The sequence below is a fragment of the Stenotrophomonas beteli genome (assembly GCF_001431665.1).
GTDB lineage: Bacteria > Pseudomonadota > Gammaproteobacteria > Xanthomonadales > Xanthomonadaceae > Stenotrophomonas > Stenotrophomonas beteli.
Window position 1 is genome coordinate 211,354 of the sequence record NZ_LLXV01000055.1, and the last position, 18,304, is coordinate 229,657.

Sequence of the window (18,304 nt, forward strand, 5' to 3'; positions counted from 1 at the left end):
TCCGTTTGCGTGACCTGGCGTGCCGGCTGCGGCCGGCACGCTGCCAAGAGGAGAGATGTTTGCCATGAAGCGTAGGGAATTCATCGCGGCCAGTGCCGCAGTCGCTGCCAGCAGCCTGCTGCCGCAGACCCCGGCCTGGGCTCGCGGGCGCAAGGTGCGCCTGGCCATGATCGGTACCGGCATGCGCGGCCTGGTGCTGCTGAAGGAACTGGTTCGCCGCGACGACGTGGAAGTCGTCGCGCTGTGCGATATCGAGCCGATCATGCTCGGCCGCGCCATGGAGATGGTGGCCAAGGCCGGCAAGCCGGCACCGAAGACCTACGGCCAGGACCGGGACACCACCGCGTGGAATCGCCTGCTGGAGCAGAAGGGCATCGACGGCGTGATCATCGCCACGCCGTGGGAGTACCACGCGCCGATGGCGATTGCCGCGATGCAGGCCGGCGTGGCCGTGGGCTGCGAAGTGGTGGCCGGCATCACCCTGCAGGATCACTGGGATGTGCTGAAGACCCAGCTGAGCACCGGCACGCCGTACATGCTGCTGGAAAACGTCTGCTACCGCCGCGACGTGATGGCCGCGCTGCAGATGGTGCGCCAGGGCCTGTTCGGCGAGCTGGTCCACCTGCAGGCCGGCTACCAGCACGACCTGCGCGGCGTGAAGTTCAACTCCGGCGACCCAAACCAGCCGTACGACAGCGGCGTGGAATTCGGCCCCAAGGGCTGGAGCGAAGCGCGTTGGCGCACCGAGCATTCGGTGCAGCGCAACGGCGAGCTGTACCCCAGCCACGGCATCGGCCCGTGCGCGATGTACACCGGCATCAACCGTGGCAACCGCTTCACCCATATCAATGCGTTCGCGACCAAGGCGCGCGGCCTGCACGACTACACCGTGGCCAAGAGTGGTGGCACCACCCACCCCAGCACCCAGGTGAAGTTCAAGCTCGGCGACATCGTGACCACCACCCTGGCCTGCGAGAACGGCGAAACCATCCTGCTGCAGCACGACACCTCGTTGCCGCGCCCGTATTCGATGGGCTTCCGCGTGCAGGGCACCAAGGGCCTGTGGATGGACGTGAACCATTCGATCCACATCGAAGGCCGCAGCCCGCCGCACCAGTGGGAAGAGTTCAAGAAGTACCAGGACGAATACGAGCACCCGCTGTGGAAACAGAATGCCGACACCGCCGCCAGCGCCGGCCACGGTGGCATGGACTGGTTCGTCATTCATGCCTTCGTTGAAGCACTGAAGGCCAAGGCACCGATGCCGATCGATATCTACGACGCAGTGACCTGGAGTGCAATCACGCCACTGAGCGAGCAGTCGATCGCCAACGGTTTCCAGACGCTGGAGTTCCCGGACTTCACCGCCGGCGCATGGAAGCAGCGCAAGCCGATCTTCGCGTTCGATGGCAGGTACTGATCTGCTCTTGTAGAGTCGAGCCATGCTCGACTGCTTTGAAGCCAACGCCGGGCCATGCCCGGCGTTACTGTCTGCATCGGTGCATTGGCACCCGTAGAGCCGAACCCATGCCCGGCTGTCTTTCTCGCGGACCGCATTAAACTAGCGGCCCCACCGTTGGCGGAGCCCCATACCATGCCATGGCAGAAGATCAGCGAACTTCCTGACCAGCGATTCGTCGGCCCCTACGGCACGGAATTCTGGCGAATCCACGAAGGCCAGGTCTTCCACCAGGGTCGGTTGCTGCGCAAGGCCGACGCGGCCAGTTTCGAGTTCATCCCCGAACACTATTTCATCGCGCGCGATTCGCACGCCATCTACCACGCCTGGACGCGCCTGCCTGCGATTGACCGCGACAGCTTCCGCCAGTGCGGCGATTACTGGCTGGACAAGCGCAATGTCTACTTCGAATACGAGACTTCGCTGAAAGCCTTGGCCGAAGCCAATTGCGCGACTTTCCGCAGTATGGGCGGCGGCTACGGTGCCGACGATCACGGCGGCTGGTACTGCGGCCGACGCATGAAGCATTGCCTGCGCGGCGACCTGCTGCAGACAATCCCGCAGGACCCGCTGTACGCCGTTGACGACAGCAGCGTCTACTGCGACGGGAAGCCTCTGCCCGGCGTGGATCAACCGCGCTGGCGGCTGCTGGACGGACACTTCTCGGGCGATGGCAGCCGTGTCTACTACTTGGAACGGAAGCTGCCGCGCGTGGATGTGGCGTCGTGGCGTCTGTTGCAGGGGAGCTGGTCGCGGGACCATAAACACCTGTTCCATATGTTCATGATCGAGACCGACCCGATGCTGCGTGCACAGCATGGTTTCACGGATGATGAGGGTTGACGCGCGAAGCGGTTACCGTGACACCTTGATCTGCGTCAGCCGTCCCCCGGACGCCCTGGCATGCGGTACGCGGAACATTGCACCAGGTTGCACGAGTTCGGCCTGCTGCATCATCTTGGGCCACCACTCCAGAAGCCGCGCTGCGCGCTCGTAGTGATTGAACGTGCTCCAGCCCTTGGCCAGAACGAATACGGTCAGGCCGAGGCGTGCGATCGCCTCGCGCTCTGCGGGCTTGCGATGATGATGATCCTGGGTAACGTGTACGCGGATGCCACGCTGAGTGGCCGCGTCGAAGAGCTCCAGGTCAGTAGTGCCGGGCATCACGAACTCCCTTACGTGGAAGACTTCGTGTTCGTCCGTTCCTGCAATGGCGTCGATGGCCCGGGCCAGCGCGGGCGGAAGATTCTCATCGATCTGCGCCTTCAAGGCGCGGCTCGATTCTCGAACTGCAGTGCTTTCTTCACTGCAGTCAGAGATAGGTCATACAGCCTGGCCACGCGACGCTCGTCGCCACCTTCGGCGCGCAGCGCCTCGACAATGGCGATGGTAGGAACGCCCGATTCGGCAAGGATGGGCTGACCAAAACTGCGCTGTGGATCAAATACCACCGCACGGGATCCCTTCAGTGGGAACCATCGTTCGGCACGATCATCGATGCCCAGTTCGATGCCGTCACGCAGCGAAGGTGCGATGACCTTGCGCATCACGTCCTGGCGCTTCACCACGTCCACCAGTGCGGCATCGCCGCTGTCGCCCACGAGCTCCATGAAAATGCGGCGCCCATCGGTCTTGAAGCTCGTGCTGGTGAAGGGGTACTCCTTACCGAGCCGCTCGTTCAGCTCGACAATGGTTCGCCGCACCAGGTTGAGTGGCACGCCACATGCGACGAATGTGCGGACGAAGCGCAGCTCGATCAGATCGCGAAAGCCAATGCCGTCGATCTCTGAATCGGCCCATTGCGACTTCCACAGGGGAGGGTGGGCTTTCGGATTCCCGTGCTTCCGACCCTGGTAGCCTTTCAGCCACCGGCGCAGTTCCGACGAACTGCCGCCAATGAAGCGCGCAGCATCGGCGTAGGAATAGAGACCGACGCCGAGGCTGTCCTGTGCTGGCAAGGCGATACCCATGGCGCCGAGTCTACTCAATCCGAATGGAGCTGGAGTACAGAATCACATTCTGCGCCCTGCGGGACTCATAAACTGAGAACGGAGACATGCGCGGGCGAATCTGCCCGGTGATTGGCAGGCCGAAGCCGACAAGAAGATGGCGCGCCCGGAGGGATTCGAACCCCCGACCAATGGCTTCGGAAGCCACTACTCTATCCGGCTGAGCTACGGGCGCGTTGTAGAACCGCCGCACCACCGGCCAGTGCCGGGGCGGGCATCGCAGCGCCATGAGGCGGTGCGGGAGGGGCATTCTATCCAGTTTCGCCGAACAAATCTCCCCCCACCGGCAAAGCCCTCGCAGAGGGGCAGGAGTATCCTATCGCCATGGCTGATACCCCCCTCACTTCGCCGCAGTCGCCGGCGACGCCGCGTTGGCGGCATTACTGGAGTCTGATGCGCGCTGATCGCCCGATCGGCACGCTGCTGCTGCTGTGGCCCACCTGGTGGGCGTTGTGGCTGGCTGCCGGCGGCCTGCCGCCGCTGTGGACGCTGTTCGTGTTCACCGCTGGCGTGTGGTTGACCCGCTCGGCCGGTTGCGTCATCAACGACTACGCCGACCGCTGGCTCGACCCGCATGTGGAGCGCACCAAGGCGCGTCCGCTGGCCACCGGCGCGATCAGCGGCCGCGCCGCGCTCGCCCTGTTTGCCATACTGATGCTGGTGGCATTTGGCCTGGTGCTGACCCTGAACGGGCTGACCATCGGCCTGAGCTTCATCGGCGTGTTCCTGGCCGCCAGCTACCCGTACCTGAAGCGCTACACCCATCTGCCGCAGGTCTACCTGGGCATGTCGTTCGGCTGGGGCATCCCGATGGCGTTCGCCGCCGTGCAGGGCGAGGTGCCGATGCTGGGCTGGCTGCTGTATGCCGGCAACATCCTGTGGTCTACCGCCTACGACACCTGGTACGCCATGGTCGATCGCGAGGACGACCTGAAGATGGGCTCGCACTCGACCGCGATCCTGTTTGGCGACCTGGACCTGGTCATCCAGGGCGTGTTGTACGCGCTGTTCCTGGCCACCATGGCCCTGGTGGGCGTGCGCGGTGGCCTGGGCGGCTACTACCTGGCCGGCGTGGCGGTGGCCACTGTGCTGGTGGTTTACGAATTCTGGATCTGCCGCAACCGCGAGCGCGGCCCCTGCTTCAAGGCGTTCCTGCACAACAACTGGGTCGGCGCCGCGTTGTTTGCCGGCCTCGCCGTGGATCTGGCGCTGCGCTGAGAAGCGCAGCCGAGCGTGGACTCGGCTCTACAGGTGGCCACCCCGAAACCGGATATCCGTAGCGCCCGAGCCCATGCTCGGGCGGCGGCGCGCAGCGCCAGGTATCCCGCCACCTACGACCAATAGGTGGCTGACAGCCCGCGCACCACCGCCCAGAATCGGGCCATCGAACCTGGGAGGGTAGGCGATGGCCTCGACGGCAGCAGTACAGGACGGCTGGATGGCGCGCGCTGCGCTGCGCTCGGCCGCCTGGGCGGAAAAATGGTTCCCCGATGCGTACGTGTTCGCGGTGTTGGGCGTGGTCATCGTCGCATTGGCGGCGATGGGCTTCGGCTCGACCCCGCAGGCGACCGCCAGCGCCTTCGGTGACGGTTTCTGGAGCCTCATTCCCTTCACCATGCAGATGGCCTTCGTGGTCATCGGCGGCTACGCCGTGGCCACCGCGCCGGTGGTCGCGCGCTTCATCGACTTCCTGGCACGGGTCCCGCGCACCGGTCGTGGCGCGGTGGTGTACGTGGGCCTGGTCAGCATGCTGGCCTCGCTGCTCAGCTGGGGTTTCTCGCTGGTGTTCGGTGGCCTGCTGGTGCGGGCGCTGGCCCGCCGCACCGAACTGCACATGGATTACCGCGCCGCCGGCGCGTCGGCCTACCTGGGGCTGGGCGCGGTGTGGGCGATGGGCCTGAGTTCGTCGGCCGCACAGTTGCAGGCCAATCCGGCCAGCATGCCGCCGGGGCTGGTGGAGATCACGGGCGTGTTGCCCTTCACCGAAACCATCTTCCTGTGGCAGTCGATCGCACTGACCGCGGCATTGATCCTGGTCTCGCTGCTGATTGCCTGGCTCACCGCGCCGGCTGCCGGTAGTGCGCGCACGGCCGAGGAGTTCCCCGGCGCCGCGCAGGCGGAGGCGGAGCCGCTGCAGCGCCGCACGCGCCCGGGCGAATGGCTGGAGTACAGCCCGCTGCTGACCGTGCTGCTCTCGCTGCTGGCGTTCGGCTGGCTGTTCAACGAGTTCGCCAACAAGCCGGTGATCACCGCCATCGCCAACCTCAACACCTACAACTTCCTGTTCATCTCGTTGGGCCTGCTGCTGCACTGGCGGCCGCGCAGCTTCCTCAACGCGGTGGCCAAAGCGGTGCCGAGCACCACCGGCGTGCTGATCCAGTTCCCGCTGTACGGCGGCATCGCAATGATCCTCACCCACGCTGCCGGCGGCGATGGGCAGACGTTGGCGCACCGGCTGTCGAGCCTGTTCGTGCACGTGGCCAGCACCGATACCTTCGCGCTGGTGATGGGCGTGTACTCAGCGGTACTGGGTTTCTTCGTGCCGTCCGGTGGCGGCAAGTGGATCATCGAAGCGCCGTACGTGATGCAGGCCGCCAACGAACTGAAGGCGCACCTGGGCTGGGCGGTGCAGGTCTACAACGCGGCCGAAGCGCTGCCGAACCTGATCAACCCGTTCTGGATGCTGCCGCTGCTGGGTGTGCTGGGGCTGAAGGCTCGCGACATCGTGGGCTTCACTTTCATCCAGCTGCTGGTGCACATCCCGCTGGTGCTGGGCCTGCTGTGGCTGCTGGGCATGACCCTGGCCTATGTGCCGCCGGTGATGCCCTGAAGCCAGCCCGTTCAGCGCGTGTTTTCGCTCCCGGATGCCATGAATGGGTATCCGGCTGACCCGGGCATCAGCACATGCCGAACCCGCATGAATCCTTCAGTGGCTTGTGCCACAAGGGCCTGTGCGTGTTCATTCACGCGTGTACACATGGATGTAGCCGCGCACCCACGCGTGATTAACCAACCGCTGCAGACGATGGCCACGTCCACCGCATTCCGCGTGTGGCTTTGGAGATCGGACATGGCACAGCAGAACCAGAACCAGAACCCGAACCAGAAGCAGCAGGGCCAGCAGAACCAGCAGGATCAGCAGCAGGGCCGTGGCCGCGACCAGCAGCAGCAACAGCAGCAGGAACAGCAGAAGCGCAACCAGAACCAGCAGCAGGGCGGCCACGACGAAGAAGAATGACCGCGCCGCACGCGCGGTGTGACCGATGAAGCCCCGCCCTGTGCGGGGCTTCGCTTATTCCAGCACGCCGATGCGCTGCAGCACCGGTGCCGCCGACATGTCGTTTGGATTAGTGCCGGGCTGATCCTGCGGCACCTCCATGCCCATGCCGCGGTACAGGTCGACCCAGTGCTGGGCGATCTGCCCGGTCTGCGCATTGCGGAAGTTCATCGGCTGCAACGCGAACACGTGGTGCGCGCGGAACGCGCGTTCGATGAAGTCCGAGCAGTAGTAGCTGTCCTCGTTCAACACATATGACGTGTTGTACGGCTTGCCCAGCATCGTGCGCGCGGTCGCGACCGCATCCTTGATGGCGGCCTGCTGCGGCGCGCGCAGGCGATAGACCACGATCTGACGCTGCTTTGCGCGCGCGTCCTGGCGGAAATCGGACAGCGACTGCCGGCGCGATCCTTTCTCATCGGCATGCAGCACGTTCCAGCCCTTCGGCGCGGAGGCGATCAGTGCGACGTGATCGAAACTGGGCGATCCCTGCTTGCCGGTGGCATCGTCGATGGCCGCGCTCAGGCCGCTGTGGCCGGCAGTAACGAACAGCAGGTCGCCTTCGCGGAGGTCGATGGCCATCGCCACAGCCGGCCACAGTGCGGGCAGCAGCAGGCCGATCAGGAGCAGCACGCGATGCATGGGCGGTCTCGGACAGGCGGAAGGCTGCAAGTGTAGGGCGCGCGGTAGCATGGGGCGACCGGACCGGATTCAGGATGATCCCATGCGTCGCTTTCGCGCATCCGCTGTACTGGTGCTTGCCGCAGGGCTGGGTGCGGCGGCCTGCACGCCTGCACCGCAGGCGCTTCCCGCTGAAGCCTCATCCGCCGCAGCGGCGCCGGCGACCACGGCGGCCGTGGTGCAGCCTGCACCGGCGCGCTCGAGCGCGGGCTGCCCGTACCCGGAGTTCGATGCCTTCCTGACGCACTTCGGCAGCGAGATCGCGCTGCAGGAGAAAGCCACCGCCGATCCACTGCTGGACAGTTACATCGACCCCGAGGCTGAGCCCGAACCGCGCAAGGTGGAGAGCCGTCTGGCGCTGGCGGACGTCGAATGGCCGGTGATGCCCGATCCGGCCGCACTGGCCGGGCAGGGGCGCGAGCTGCAGGTCAGCGCGCTGGCCGATGGACAGCGCCAGGTGCAGATCCGCACACCGGACAGCAGTGACCAGCAGACGTATACCTTCGCGCGGGCGCCGTGCTGGACGCTGGTCAGGCGCGAGGATGAGGCGATCTGATGCCTGACCCGGCACAGGCAGGGAAAGTGGCTGGCTGCTAGGCTTGAAGCCTGGACCAGGCAGGGAGACGCCGATGCAGGCTCGCAGGATTCGCACCGCCACCGCCATTGCCGTGCTGCTGGCGATGCTGCCTTGCACCGGCCTCCGTGCGCAGTCGGTGCGTGCCGACGATCGCGCCCTCTTTGGCAACGCCACGGCTGAACAGTCTGCGCGTGATGCATTGGGCAAGCAGCTGGAGACCCTGCAGCATGCGACCGGCATCGCACCTGCGGAGCGCTTCCAGCAGGCCGAGGCGATGGAAGCGCAGTGCCTGCGCCACCACAGCTACCTGCACCTGCAGGCCGCCCGCAATGCGCGCGATCATCGTCCGGCGCAGGCGCTGGACGAGGTGATGGGGCTGTGCAGCCGCATCGCCCGTACCGCCCGCGCCGCGCTGCGCCAGGCGCCTGCGGACGCTGCCTGGACGCGGCCCTATGGCTTCCTTCGCACGCGCGCGCAGAAGGAGGCCGCCGCTCCGGCCAATCCCGCGCTGGACCAGGCCGTGGATGCCTTGGCCGATCCTGCGCTGGACAGCTTCGCGCGCCTGCGTGGGCAGATCCTGCGCACGGCCGAGTACCCGCAGATCGAACGTGACGGGCTGCATTGGGATACCGGGCGCGACAGACAGGCACTGGCCCAGCATCGCGACCGCACGCTGCGCGAGGCCGGTTGGAAGGGCTACTGGCAGGGCCTGCACTCGCGCCGCGAGCCGATGGCCTCGGTGCTGCTGGGGCTGGTGCAGGTGAACGATGCGACCGCGCGCCTGCAGGGGGAGGGCTCCGCGCCAGTGCGCGGCTACCAGCGCATGGGCCTGGATACATTGGCGGTGGACGCGACGCTGCAGGCGATCGAACGCCATGCAGGGGATCGTCGCGCCTACCAGAACATGCTGCTGCGCCACGCGGCACAGTCCGGCATCGATGCACCGCAGATCTGGGATATCACGGTGCCCGACGCCGGTTACACGCCGCCGGTGCTGACGCTGGTGCAGTTGCGCGACAACGCCGCAGAGGCGATGCAGAATCTCGGGCCGGCGTATGTCGCGGAGCTGCGCGCGTTGCTCGATCCGGCCAACCGGCGCATAGACCTCGCTACCGGGCAGGGCAATCGCAGCCAGGATGCGTTCGCAGTGAATGCTCCTGGCGCGCCGGCGCTGCTGTACGTCGGGGTGCGCAGGGGTGATCTGGAAAGCGATGTCGAAATCGCCCATGAAGCCGGTCATGCCATGCACGGTGAGTGGATGCAGCGCGGCCATGCCTCGCCGCTGCAGCGCAACGGCAGCCCGTGGCTGACCGAGGCCTTCGCCATCTACAACGAGCTGCGCTTCCGCGACCAGCTGTACCAGCAGGCAGAGGACCCGCGGGCCAAGGCCTATTACCTGAAATCCCTGCTGGACGATATGGTGCTGCAGCTGTTCACCTCTTCCGAAGAGGCGCAGCTGGAGCAGTCGATCTACCAGGGCGTGGCCGACAACACGCTGGGTACCGCCGATGACCTGGACGCGTTGACCGGCCGGGTGCTGGCGCGCTTCGGTCAGGATCCGGAGCGCTATCCGCAGCTGCGCAACGGCTGGATCGGAAAGCGCCTGATGTACGACGACCCTAACTATCTGGTCAATTACCTGTATGCGGGCCTGCTGGCGGTGCAGCTCTATGTGCAGGATCAGCGCGACCCGGAGCGCTTCCGCCAGCGCTACCTCAGCGTGCTGGGCGAAGGCTTTGATCGCGCGCCGAACGAGCAGGTGGCACAACTGCTGGGGCAGGCGCCGGATTGGCCGGCCCTGGTGGAGGCCGACCTGCAGGTGTTCAACCAGTTGGCCGGACGGCTGCGGGCATTGCACGCGCGGATCGAGCAAGGGCAGGGCGCATGAGCGGGCTGCGGTGGGCGGGGTGGACCCGGGCCAGGGCATGGCTGTTGCTGCTGCTGTGCCTGTTGCCGATGGGGGGGATGGCCGCCGTTGCGGTGCCTGCGCTGGATGATCCGGTGGTGGACACCGCCCATGCGCTGTCGGCGGACACCCGCAATACGCTGCGTACGCAGGCGCTGCAGCTGCAGGCGCGCACCGGCGCGCAGCTGCAGGTGCTGGTGGTCGACCACGTTGGCGACGAGGGCATTGAAGCTTATGCACAGCGCGTGTTCGAGCAGTGGCAGCTGGGCCGCGCCGGTGTCGATGATGGCGTGTTGCTGCTGGTGGCCGTGCAGGACCGCCGTGTGCGCATCCAGACCGGCTACGGCCTGGAAGGGGCGATTCCCGATGCCTATGCCGCGCGCATCATCGACAAGGCCATCGTGCCGCGCTTCCGCGAAGGCGACCTCGACCAGGGCCTGCTGGAGGGCACCAAGGTCGTGGTCGCGCTGATCGACGGCGAGGCGCTGCCGGAGTGGGAAGACCCGTCGGCACGCAACGTGTTGCCGCCGGACTGGCGCAGCGCGGATTCGGTGGTTGCACTGACGTTGCTGGCCGGCTTCCTCGCCGGTCTCTGGCGTTCGCCGTCCTCGCCGCCCGTGGCAAAGACGGCGGACGATTTCGCGCGCCGGCATCGCGAGCGCCGGCGCGCAACATCGCGTGCGGCCGCCCCGCCGCAGGCCCGCCCGAAGCGGTTGCCGGCCTGGGGCCGCCCGATGCTGGTGACCGCCGTCGTGGCCATGGGAATGCTGGCGGCGGCGCTGTGGGCGCCCCGAGCTGCGCTGGCGGCGCTCTGCTTCGTGCTGGCGCTGTGCGTACCGGTGGCGAGCGTGCTCGGCTGGTGCTGGCGCCGCAGTCGAGGCCTGCGCTGGGTCTTGCTGGGCCTGCTTGCGGTCAGTGCGGCCTTCTTCGTGCTGATGCTGCTGCGGGGCCGGTTGCCACCCAGCCTGGCCCTGCACACGCTGCTGGACCTGGCTGTGGGCATTGCCGCGATGCTGGTGTTCTTCGTTGTACAGGCCGGCCGCGCGCGCTGGCACAAGGATCGCAGCAGCTTCGCGGTACGCTTCGCCGTGTTGCTGCTGCTGAGCGCCGGCTACGCCCTCTGCGCACTGCTGGCCATTGACCGGGCCGAGCCGGCCGCGCGCCTTGCGGCAACGATCGGCTGGAGTGCGGGCACGCTGGTGCTGTATTTCGTGTGGATCTTCACCCTGCTGCCGGCCGACAGGGCGCGCAGTGGCCGGCGCGCATCCGGTAGTCAACGCAGCGCGTCCAGCAGCGCATCGTCGAGTTCATCCTCCAGCGGTTCCAGCAGTTGGTCCGGGGGCGGCGGCCGCAGCGGTGGTGGCGGCGCATCGGGCAGCTGGTAGTTCAGGCCGCCTGTACCCGCCACCCCAGCGCAACGTCGTCCACAACACCGGGGCCCGCCACATCGCCGACCTGAAGCTGCAGGCCCTGTGCATTGGGCAGGTCCTTCTGTTCCGGGAACCAGCGGCGATCGGCCGCCACCACGATCAGCAGGCCCTCGTCGTCGCCCATGGGTGCGAACTGCGGAGACGGTGGGCTGATCGGCAGCAGGCCGAAGCGCAGGCGGCACTGCTCGCGCACCGCATCGACATCATGGCTGGGCAGGCCAACTTCGCTCAGGCAGGTCAGCTCGCTGCCGTGGAAAGGGCCTTCGCGCGGACTGGCCGGCAGGCGGCGGCGACCGATCAGTTCCAGGATCAGGCCGTCGGGGCCGGTGAAGTACACCGACTGCGACTGCCAGCTGCTCTGCAGCGCGAAGTAATCCTGCCCGGCAGGAGTGCGCTGCAACGGCGTGCGCTCGCGCAGCCAGGTTATCGCCTCGCTGAAGCGGTTGTCGGGCACATTGAAAGCCAGGTGCACGCCGCCGACTGGACGCCCGTCAGCCGGTTGCAGTTCGAGGGTGCTCCAGCCGATGTGCACGTGGTTCCCGACCACGCGCTGCTGCAGCACGTCGTGGAAGTACGCGGCGACGGTGGCCACGTCGGACACCGGCAGGGTCAGGTGGAGCAGGCGCATGATCGATCCTCCATGGAGCGCATGCGCCGAGTTTAATCCTGCAGGGATTGCGCACGCGTCACCGTGGATGCAACGGTTCGTCATCGCGCGGCTCTCGCAGCGCCGCTTCGAAGAACCCGGTCGCTGCATCCACCGTCCGCTGGTGGGTTTCCACCCTTGGCGTCGCAGCGGTGCACAGCGCCGGTAGCTGTTGCACGTCGGCAGCCGTACAGGTGGACAGGAAATCGTAGTGGCCGACATCCGCCAGGCGTATCAACGTCGCACCCGGAATCAATGCCTTCGCCGCTTCGCCGTTGCTCGTCGGTGGGGCAACCTCGTCCGCCGCGCCCAGCACGATCGACACCGGCACCTGCAACGAGGACAGCTGCTCTGGCGCGAACGCCTGCATGATCGCGGGTGCCAGCAGGAACACCGCGCGCACGCCGGGAAGGGCGCGCGCGTCGTCAGCGTGGGAGATCCAGGGGGCCAGCGCAGGGGAGGCCGCGGCGGCCAGGCGCGCTTCCAACGTGTGCGAGGCGGCCTCCTGCTGGGGCCGGCAGACGCCGTCATCCGGATGTGCATGGCAGAACGCCAGCAGCCGTTGCAGGTCGGGTCGTGCACCTGCCGCCAGCAGCGCGGTGTAGCCACCGGCCGAGAACCCGACCACGCCCAATCGACCGCGATCGACGTGTGCGCCGAGCACCGGGTCGGCCTGTACCGCCGCCAGCGCAGCGCGCAGATCATCAGCGCGCAGCCAGCTCAGCATGCTTCCGTTCAAGGTCATTTCGTCGGCACCGTTGTTGCCGGGATGATCGACCGCGATCACCAGATACCCGGCGCGCGCCAGCGCCGTGCCCAACCAGCCCATCATGCGCGCGCTACCGCCATTTCCATGCGAGAGCAGCAGGGTAGGCAGGCGATGGCCCGCAACCGGTGCGTCCGGTGCTGCACGTCCCGCGTCGAACAGCGGCGCGTCGGGCGGCCCGATGGTCAGCGCGGTTTCACGGCTGCCGGCCTGCGCCGGGTACCAGACCGTGTAGCGCAGCGCGTTGCGATGCTGTACATCGCGCACCGCGGCGCTGACCACGGTCGTGGTGCCATGGCGTTCGCCGGCCACCCCGGTTCCGTGGGCGGCCGCGGCGGTCGCCAGGCCGATCAGGATCATTCCCAGCACAGTGGCCTTCATGCGCATCTTCAACTCCATGTCAGCGAGGGCGTTCGTCCACCGGCAACCAGATTTCCACGCCGCCGTGGCCGGTGTGCTCATCGAAGCGGGTGTCGTAGCGTTCCAGATCCGGTGCGTCGGCCAGGCTCAGGCCGGAGCCGGGCAGGTAGTGGTCCAGCAGCCAGAACCAGGTTGAACGGACGCTGGAGATGTGCCCGCCGTGCCAGGCCACCAGATAGCGGCGCGCCGGCACCGTGACCCGTTGCCAGTGCGCGGGTACCGCCGGCAGCGCGCTGGCCGGCAGTGCCGCGACGTAGTCAAAGCCACCGTCGTCATCGCTGTTGCAGCACACGCCGAAGCTGACCGGGGCGGGCGTTGGCCATTCGCGGTTGAGCTGCACCCACTGGCCGGGGATCGCACCGCTGCTGTCCCGGGTGTGGCGCATGCCGATGCCGGCAACCTGGAAGGCGGGGGTGTCGAGCAGGCGCGGGGCTTCCGTGCACGCGACCGGCGCATCGTCCACGCGGATCGCCTGCACCAGTGCCAATCCATCGATCCCGTGTTCGCGGACCCGCTCCGGCGTCTGCCCGAACTGTTCGCAGAAGGCACGGGTGAATGCGGCATGGGTGCTGTAGCCCGCAGCGAGTGCCACCTGCAGGATGTCAGTCGCACCATCGGCCAGCCGCTGCGCGGCAGTGCTCAGGCGCCTCCCACGCAGGTAGCGCACCACCGAGATGCCGGTGCGGGCCTGGAACAGGCGTGACAGATGGAACGGTGAAAGCCCCGCTGCCGCCGCGATGTCGGCCAGTGCCAGCGGCGAATCCGCATGGGTTTCCATGTACCACAACGCCTTGCCTGCCGCGCTCATCCTGTCGTTCCCTGAAGCCGATGCCGGGAACAGTAGCGGATCGAGCGGCACGACGTTTAGCAGTTCTTGCGCTGCCGGGGCTTTGCGCCTGCCTGGGCAGCGGCGGCAATGTGCGCATCACCGACCAGGCCCAGAGCCAGGCAGATGCGAGCGACGACGTGGGATGCCCGGCCAGTGGCGCCCGGCCGACGCATCTGCAGTGGATCGGCGATCTGCAGGCCGACTTCATGGGGATCGGGATTCGCAACCGGGGCATCTGGATCATGTCCAGCCCCGCCCTGGTGGGGTTCGCCGCCATGTTGTTCGTTCCGTTGCGAACGGCGCAGCCGGCCCGCCTCGATTCCGGGTGACGGCGGCAACGGCTGGCCGTGTAAGCGGGAACGGGGCTTGCGGCGGCGCTCGCCATGCACGCATGGCGCGGATCTGCTGAGGGGTTCTGGTAGGGCCAGCCTTGGTTGGCGCATCAAGCTGTCGTACTGACGTCATGCCTTCTTCACAGATCGCGCCGAGACTGCGCGCCTTGTCCAGCCCTGCGCGGTCCGCACAGGCGCCGGCCCTGTCGTGTCCTCCCGGAGCCCCGCCGTGCATCGTTCGAAGCTTTCGCGTTCCATCCTCCTTGCCCTTTCCATGGCCAGCGCAGGAGGCGCGATCGCAGCGGAGGCCGATGCGGTCGACGCCAGCAGCGGCAGCCGCGCCGCGCCGACCCAGCTCGATGCGATGCTGGTCACCGGTACCCGTGCCTCCAACCGTACCCAGTTCGAAACGCTGGCGCCGGTGGACGTGTTCACCAAGGAAGACATCAGGTCCGTTGAATCCACCGACCTGAAGGACGTGCTGGCGCAGCTGGTGCCGTCGTTCGTGGTGCAGCGCCTGCCAATGGCGGATGGCCAGGTATTCGTGCGCCCGGCCACCTTGCGTGGCCTGTCGCCGGACCAGACCCTGGTGCTGGTCAACGGCCGCCGCTTCCACCGCAGCGCGCTGCTCGGCAACCGCGGTGCGCAGGCGGCCGACCTGGCACAGATTCCGACCAGTGCGATCAAGCGCATCGAAGTGCTGCGTGATGGTGCGTCGGCGCAGTACGGCTCGGATGCGATTGCCGGTGTCATCAACATCATCCTTGAAGACGGCCCCGGTACCGAGATCACCGCCGGCTACTCGCAGTACGCGCAGGGCGATGGTGCGTCGCGTGATTTCAGTGCACGCACCGGCTGGTCGCTGGGCGACTATGGCAGCCTGGTGTTGTTCGCCGAATCGTCCAACTCCGACGCTACCTCGCGCACCCGCCAGCGCCCGGACGCGATCGCCTTCCAGGCTGCGCACCCGGATCTGGACGTGCCCAACCCGGTGCAGCGCTGGGGCCAGCCGGAACTGGAAAGCCGCCGCGTCGGCTTCAACGTGAAGGCCAATGCCAGCGACACGCTGGAGTTGTATGCGTTCGGCCTGTACAGCCACAGCGATGGCGTCAGCGATTTCAACTGGCGCAATCCGGACACCACCACCGGTGCCTACCGTACCACGGTGATCTTCCCCGGCTGGAACCTGCGTTCGGTCTATCCGGTGGGTTTCAGCCCGCAGTACGGCAACGTCCAGAACGACCTGCAACTGGTCGGTGGCCTGCGTGGCGAGATCACCCCGAAGCTGCGCTGGGATGTCAGCGCGTCGTATGGCCGCAACGCCATCGACTACAGCCTGAAGAATTCGATCAACGCCTCGCTCGGCCCGGCCAGCCCGACCGACTTCGATCTCGGCCGCCTGACCCAGACCGAGAAGAATGCCAACGCCGATTTCAACTACGAATGGGAGGTGGGCGGGCTGTCCAGGCCGATCAACGTCGCCTTCGGTGGCGAGTTCCGCCAGGAGACCTACCAGGTGCGCGCCGGTGACCCGGCCTCGTACGCGGTGGGTCCGGGCGCCGTGGCGGGCCTGGAGGCCAATTCCAATGGCGCACCGGGTTTCTCGGCCAGCCAGGCCGGGCACTGGAGCCAGCGCAGCACGGCCGCCTACGTGGATATGGAAGTGCCGCTGGGCGAGCGCTGGAGCATCGGTGCGGCCAGCCGCTACGAGGATTTCTCCAGCTTCGGCAGCACGCTGGACGGCAAGCTCTCGGCGCGTTTCGCGATCACCCCGGACGTGGCCCTGCGCGGCACCGTGTCCAGCGGCTTCCGTGCACCCACGCCGGCGCAGCTCAGCACCACCAGCACCACCCAGGGCCTGGACACGCGCACGCTGCAGATCTTCACCAGTGGCCGCTTGTCGCCGAACGATCCGCTGGCCCAGCTGCTCGGTGCCAGGCCGCTGAAGCCGGAGGAATCGCGTACCGCGTCGCTGGGCCTGACCTGGCGCACAGACCTGGGGCTGTCCGGCTCGGTGGACGTCTACCAGATCAAGCTCACCGACCGCTTCAGCCAGTCGGCCAGCTTCGCCATTCCGGCCGGCACGCCGAATCCGATGGGCTATACCTCGGTGAACTACTTCACCAACGACTTCGATACCACCACCACCGGCGTGGACGTGGTCGGCAACTACCTGCGCGACCTCGGCGCCGGCCGCATGACCCTGACCCTGGCCTACAACTACAACCGTACGGGGGTGGATAACGGCAGCACTTCGGTGGCCACCAACGAGACCCAGCGCGTGCTGTTCGAAGATCGCCTGCCCGAGCACAAGGGCAGCCTCACCGGCAGCTGGGACATCGGCGCATGGTCGCTGATGGCGCGCATGCGCTACTACGGTGCCTGGACCGACGCCAGCGGCAACGCGGTGGGCGACATCTACCAGCGCTTTGGTGCGATGAGCTTCCTCGACCTGGCGGTGGGCTATCGCATCAACGAACACCACAGCCTGCGCGTGGGTGCCGACAACGTGCTCGACCGCTATCCGGATGAGGCGATCTTCCAGGCCAGCCGCGGCCTGGTTTACTCGCGCAACGCACCGTACGACACCGATGGCGCCAACCTGTACGCGCAGTACCGGCTGAGCTTCTGATGGACGGTACCCGCCGCTCCCTGCTGCGTGCCGGCACCTTGCTGCCGGCCGCGGCCGCACTGTCTTCACTGCCGGCCATGGCGGCCACGCGTTACGCTGCGCCCATGCAGATTCCCGCAACGACCGTGGCGCCGGACGTGCTGGCCCGCGATGAAGGCTACTGGTCCGCCGTGGCCAGCCACTTCGACATCACCGATGAAGTGAACCACCTGGAGAACGGCTACTGGGGCGCGATGGGGCGCGAGACGCTGGACAGCTACCAGCACCACACGGCCGAGGTGAACCGTGGCAACGCGTGGTATGGCCGTCGCCAATTCCCGGCGCAGTACATGGCGGTGCAGCGGCAGGTGGCCGAACTGCTGGGCGTGGGCGCCGACGAGATCGCACTGACCCGCGGCGCCACCGAGGCGATGCTGGCGCTGATCGGCGGCTACAACCGCCTGCAGCCCGGCGACCAGGTGCTGTACGCCGACATCGACTACGACAGCATGATCGGCGCGATGCGCTGGCTGCAGCAGCGCCGTGGCGTGCAGGTCGAGCGCATCGCGCTGCCGGCGGTGCCCGACCACGCGCAGATCCTGCAGGCCTACGAGGCCGCGTTCGCGCGCCTGCCGCGCCTGAAGCTGGTGCTGCTGACCCAGGTCAGCCATCGCCACGGGCTGGTGCTGCCGGTGGCGGAGATCGCCGAACGTGCGCGCGCACGCGGTATTGACGTGATTGTCGACGCCGCCCATGGATTTGGCCAGATCGACTATGCAGTGCCACAGCTCAAGGCCGATTTCGTTGGCATCAACCTGCACAAGTGGATCGGTGCGCCGGTCGGCGTCGGCGCCATGTACGTGCGGCGGGGCCGTGTGGCGGACCTCGACCCGTACATGGGTGAAACCGATGATGGCCGCGTCGGCAGCCGCGTGCATACCGGCACGGTCAACTTTGCCGCGTACCTGGCGCTGCCGGAGGCGATTGCCCTGCACCGGCGTATCGGCGCGATCAACAAGCAGGCACGCCTGCGCTACCTCCGCGAGCGCTGGACCCTGCCCGCGCGGCAGATGGCGCACATCGAAGTGCTGTCCTCGCCGGATCCGGCGCTGGCCAGCGCGTTGGCCAGCTTCCGACTGCGTGGCCACGCCAGCGTGGCAGACAACATCGCCCTGCAGAAGCGCCTGCTTGATGAACATCGGATATTCACCACCCATCGCGACGGCTTGGACTCCGGCGCCTGCGTGCGGGTGACGCCGTCGGTGTTCACCCGGCCGGAGCAGATGGATGCGCTGGTGCAGGCTCTTTCCGCTCTGGACTGACCCTGCTTTGGTGGGTGCCAACCTTGGTTGGCACATTCC

General features: G+C 67.1%; 17 protein-coding genes and 1 tRNA gene. 11 read left to right on the forward strand and 7 right to left on the reverse strand.

From position 1 onward, the window contains the following. Positions 1–64 precede the first annotated feature (64 nt). Both ARC23_RS14940 and ARC23_RS14945 read left to right on the forward strand, forming a co-directional pair. The gene (locus ARC23_RS14940; protein WP_057497983.1) at positions 65–1,420 is read left to right on the forward strand and encodes a Gfo/Idh/MocA family protein; all 1,356 of its coding nucleotides are present in this window, start codon (positions 65–67) and stop codon (positions 1,418–1,420) included. Between the two features lie 174 nt (positions 1,421–1,594). Next, positions 1,595–2,302: a DKNYY domain-containing protein gene (locus ARC23_RS14945; protein WP_057497924.1), complete on the forward strand. Its 708-nt coding sequence runs from the start codon at positions 1,595–1,597 to the stop codon at positions 2,300–2,302. A 12-nt stretch (positions 2,303–2,314) separates the two neighbouring features. Here the strand turns inward: ARC23_RS14945 and ARC23_RS14950 are convergent, their stop codons facing one another. The 3 genes from ARC23_RS14950 to ARC23_RS14960 form a co-directional block, all read right to left on the reverse strand. Continuing rightward, positions 2,315–2,728: a DUF5615 family PIN-like protein gene (locus ARC23_RS14950; protein WP_033832463.1), complete on the reverse strand. Its 414-nt coding sequence runs from the start codon at positions 2,726–2,728 to the stop codon at positions 2,315–2,317. Beyond that, positions 2,725–3,429, reverse strand: coding sequence for a DUF433 domain-containing protein (locus ARC23_RS14955; protein ID WP_057497925.1), 705 nt, complete (start codon positions 3,427–3,429; stop codon positions 2,725–2,727). Before ARC23_RS14955 ends, ARC23_RS14950 begins: the two co-directional genes overlap by 4 nt. 137 nt (positions 3,430–3,566) lie before the next feature. Further along, positions 3,567–3,643 (reverse strand) — tRNA-Arg (locus tag ARC23_RS14960). Positions 3,644–3,792: 149 nt separating this feature from the next. On the opposite strand from ARC23_RS14960, the gene ubiA reads away from it, so the two are divergent. The 3 genes from ubiA to ARC23_RS21240 all read left to right on the forward strand — a co-directional run bounded on the left by ubiA (position 3,793) and on the right by ARC23_RS21240 (position 6,706). Continuing rightward, complete coding sequence (gene ubiA, locus ARC23_RS14965; protein WP_057497926.1) at positions 3,793–4,686, forward strand: 4-hydroxybenzoate octaprenyltransferase; 894 nt, start codon at positions 3,793–3,795, stop codon at positions 4,684–4,686. A gap of 187 nt (positions 4,687–4,873) precedes the next feature. Next, positions 4,874–6,298: a short-chain fatty acid transporter gene (locus ARC23_RS14970; RefSeq protein ID WP_080393086.1), complete on the forward strand. Its 1,425-nt coding sequence runs from the start codon at positions 4,874–4,876 to the stop codon at positions 6,296–6,298. Between the two features lie 240 nt (positions 6,299–6,538). Continuing rightward, a complete protein-coding gene (locus ARC23_RS21240) occupies positions 6,539–6,706 on the forward strand; it encodes a hypothetical protein (RefSeq protein ID WP_180836313.1) in 168 nt (55 codons plus the stop codon). 54 nt (positions 6,707–6,760) lie between these two features. Here ARC23_RS21240 and ARC23_RS14975 read toward each other — a convergent pair whose 3' ends face one another. After that, the gene (locus tag ARC23_RS14975; protein ID WP_057497928.1) at positions 6,761–7,387 is read right to left on the reverse strand and encodes a YiiX/YebB-like N1pC/P60 family cysteine hydrolase; all 627 of its coding nucleotides are present in this window, start codon (positions 7,385–7,387) and stop codon (positions 6,761–6,763) included. A gap of 82 nt (positions 7,388–7,469) precedes the next feature. Between ARC23_RS14975 and ARC23_RS14980 the strand changes: the two genes are divergently transcribed. The 3 genes from ARC23_RS14980 to ARC23_RS14990 all read left to right on the forward strand — a co-directional run bounded on the left by ARC23_RS14980 (position 7,470) and on the right by ARC23_RS14990 (position 11,294). Then, entirely contained in the window at positions 7,470–7,982 is a 513-nt protein-coding gene (locus ARC23_RS14980) for a hypothetical protein (RefSeq protein ID WP_057497929.1), read from the forward strand. A 73-nt stretch (positions 7,983–8,055) separates the two neighbouring features. Further along, positions 8,056–9,891, forward strand: coding sequence for a M3 family metallopeptidase (locus ARC23_RS14985; protein WP_057497930.1), 1,836 nt, complete (start codon positions 8,056–8,058; stop codon positions 9,889–9,891). Next, entirely contained in the window at positions 9,888–11,294 is a 1,407-nt protein-coding gene (locus tag ARC23_RS14990; protein ID WP_057497931.1) for a TPM domain-containing protein, read from the forward strand. Before ARC23_RS14985 ends, ARC23_RS14990 begins: the two co-directional genes overlap by 4 nt. Before the next feature lies 1 nt (position 11,295). On the opposite strand, the gene ARC23_RS14995 is transcribed toward ARC23_RS14990, so the two are convergent. From ARC23_RS14995 to ARC23_RS15005, 3 genes are read right to left on the reverse strand one after another with little or no spacing between them, the layout of a single operon-like run. Continuing rightward, entirely contained in the window at positions 11,296–11,967 is a 672-nt protein-coding gene (locus tag ARC23_RS14995) for a VOC family protein (protein ID WP_057497932.1), read from the reverse strand. Between the two features lie 58 nt (positions 11,968–12,025). Further along, entirely contained in the window at positions 12,026–13,138 is a 1,113-nt protein-coding gene (locus tag ARC23_RS15000) for an alpha/beta hydrolase family protein (RefSeq protein ID WP_057497984.1), read from the reverse strand. Between the two features lie 13 nt (positions 13,139–13,151). After that, entirely contained in the window at positions 13,152–13,979 is an 828-nt protein-coding gene (locus ARC23_RS15005) for an AraC family transcriptional regulator (RefSeq protein ID WP_057497933.1), read from the reverse strand. A gap of 110 nt (positions 13,980–14,089) precedes the next feature. On the opposite strand from ARC23_RS15005, the gene ARC23_RS15010 reads away from it, so the two are divergent. The 3 genes from ARC23_RS15010 (at position 14,090) to ARC23_RS15020 (ending at position 18,265) form a co-directional block, all read left to right on the forward strand. Continuing rightward, a complete protein-coding gene (locus ARC23_RS15010; protein ID WP_057497934.1) occupies positions 14,090–14,329 on the forward strand; it encodes a hypothetical protein in 240 nt (79 codons plus the stop codon). Positions 14,330–14,561: 232 nt separating this feature from the next. Further along, a complete protein-coding gene (locus ARC23_RS15015) occupies positions 14,562–16,964 on the forward strand; it encodes a TonB-dependent receptor plug domain-containing protein (protein ID WP_080393087.1) in 2,403 nt (800 codons plus the stop codon). Beyond that, positions 16,964–18,265 carry an aminotransferase class V-fold PLP-dependent enzyme gene (locus ARC23_RS15020; RefSeq protein ID WP_057497936.1) on the forward strand — a complete coding sequence of 434 codons (1,302 nt, stop codon included), beginning with the start codon at positions 16,964–16,966 and terminating at the stop codon, positions 18,263–18,265. The genes ARC23_RS15015 and ARC23_RS15020 overlap by 1 nt, the downstream gene beginning before the upstream one ends. Positions 18,266–18,304 lie beyond the last annotated feature (39 nt).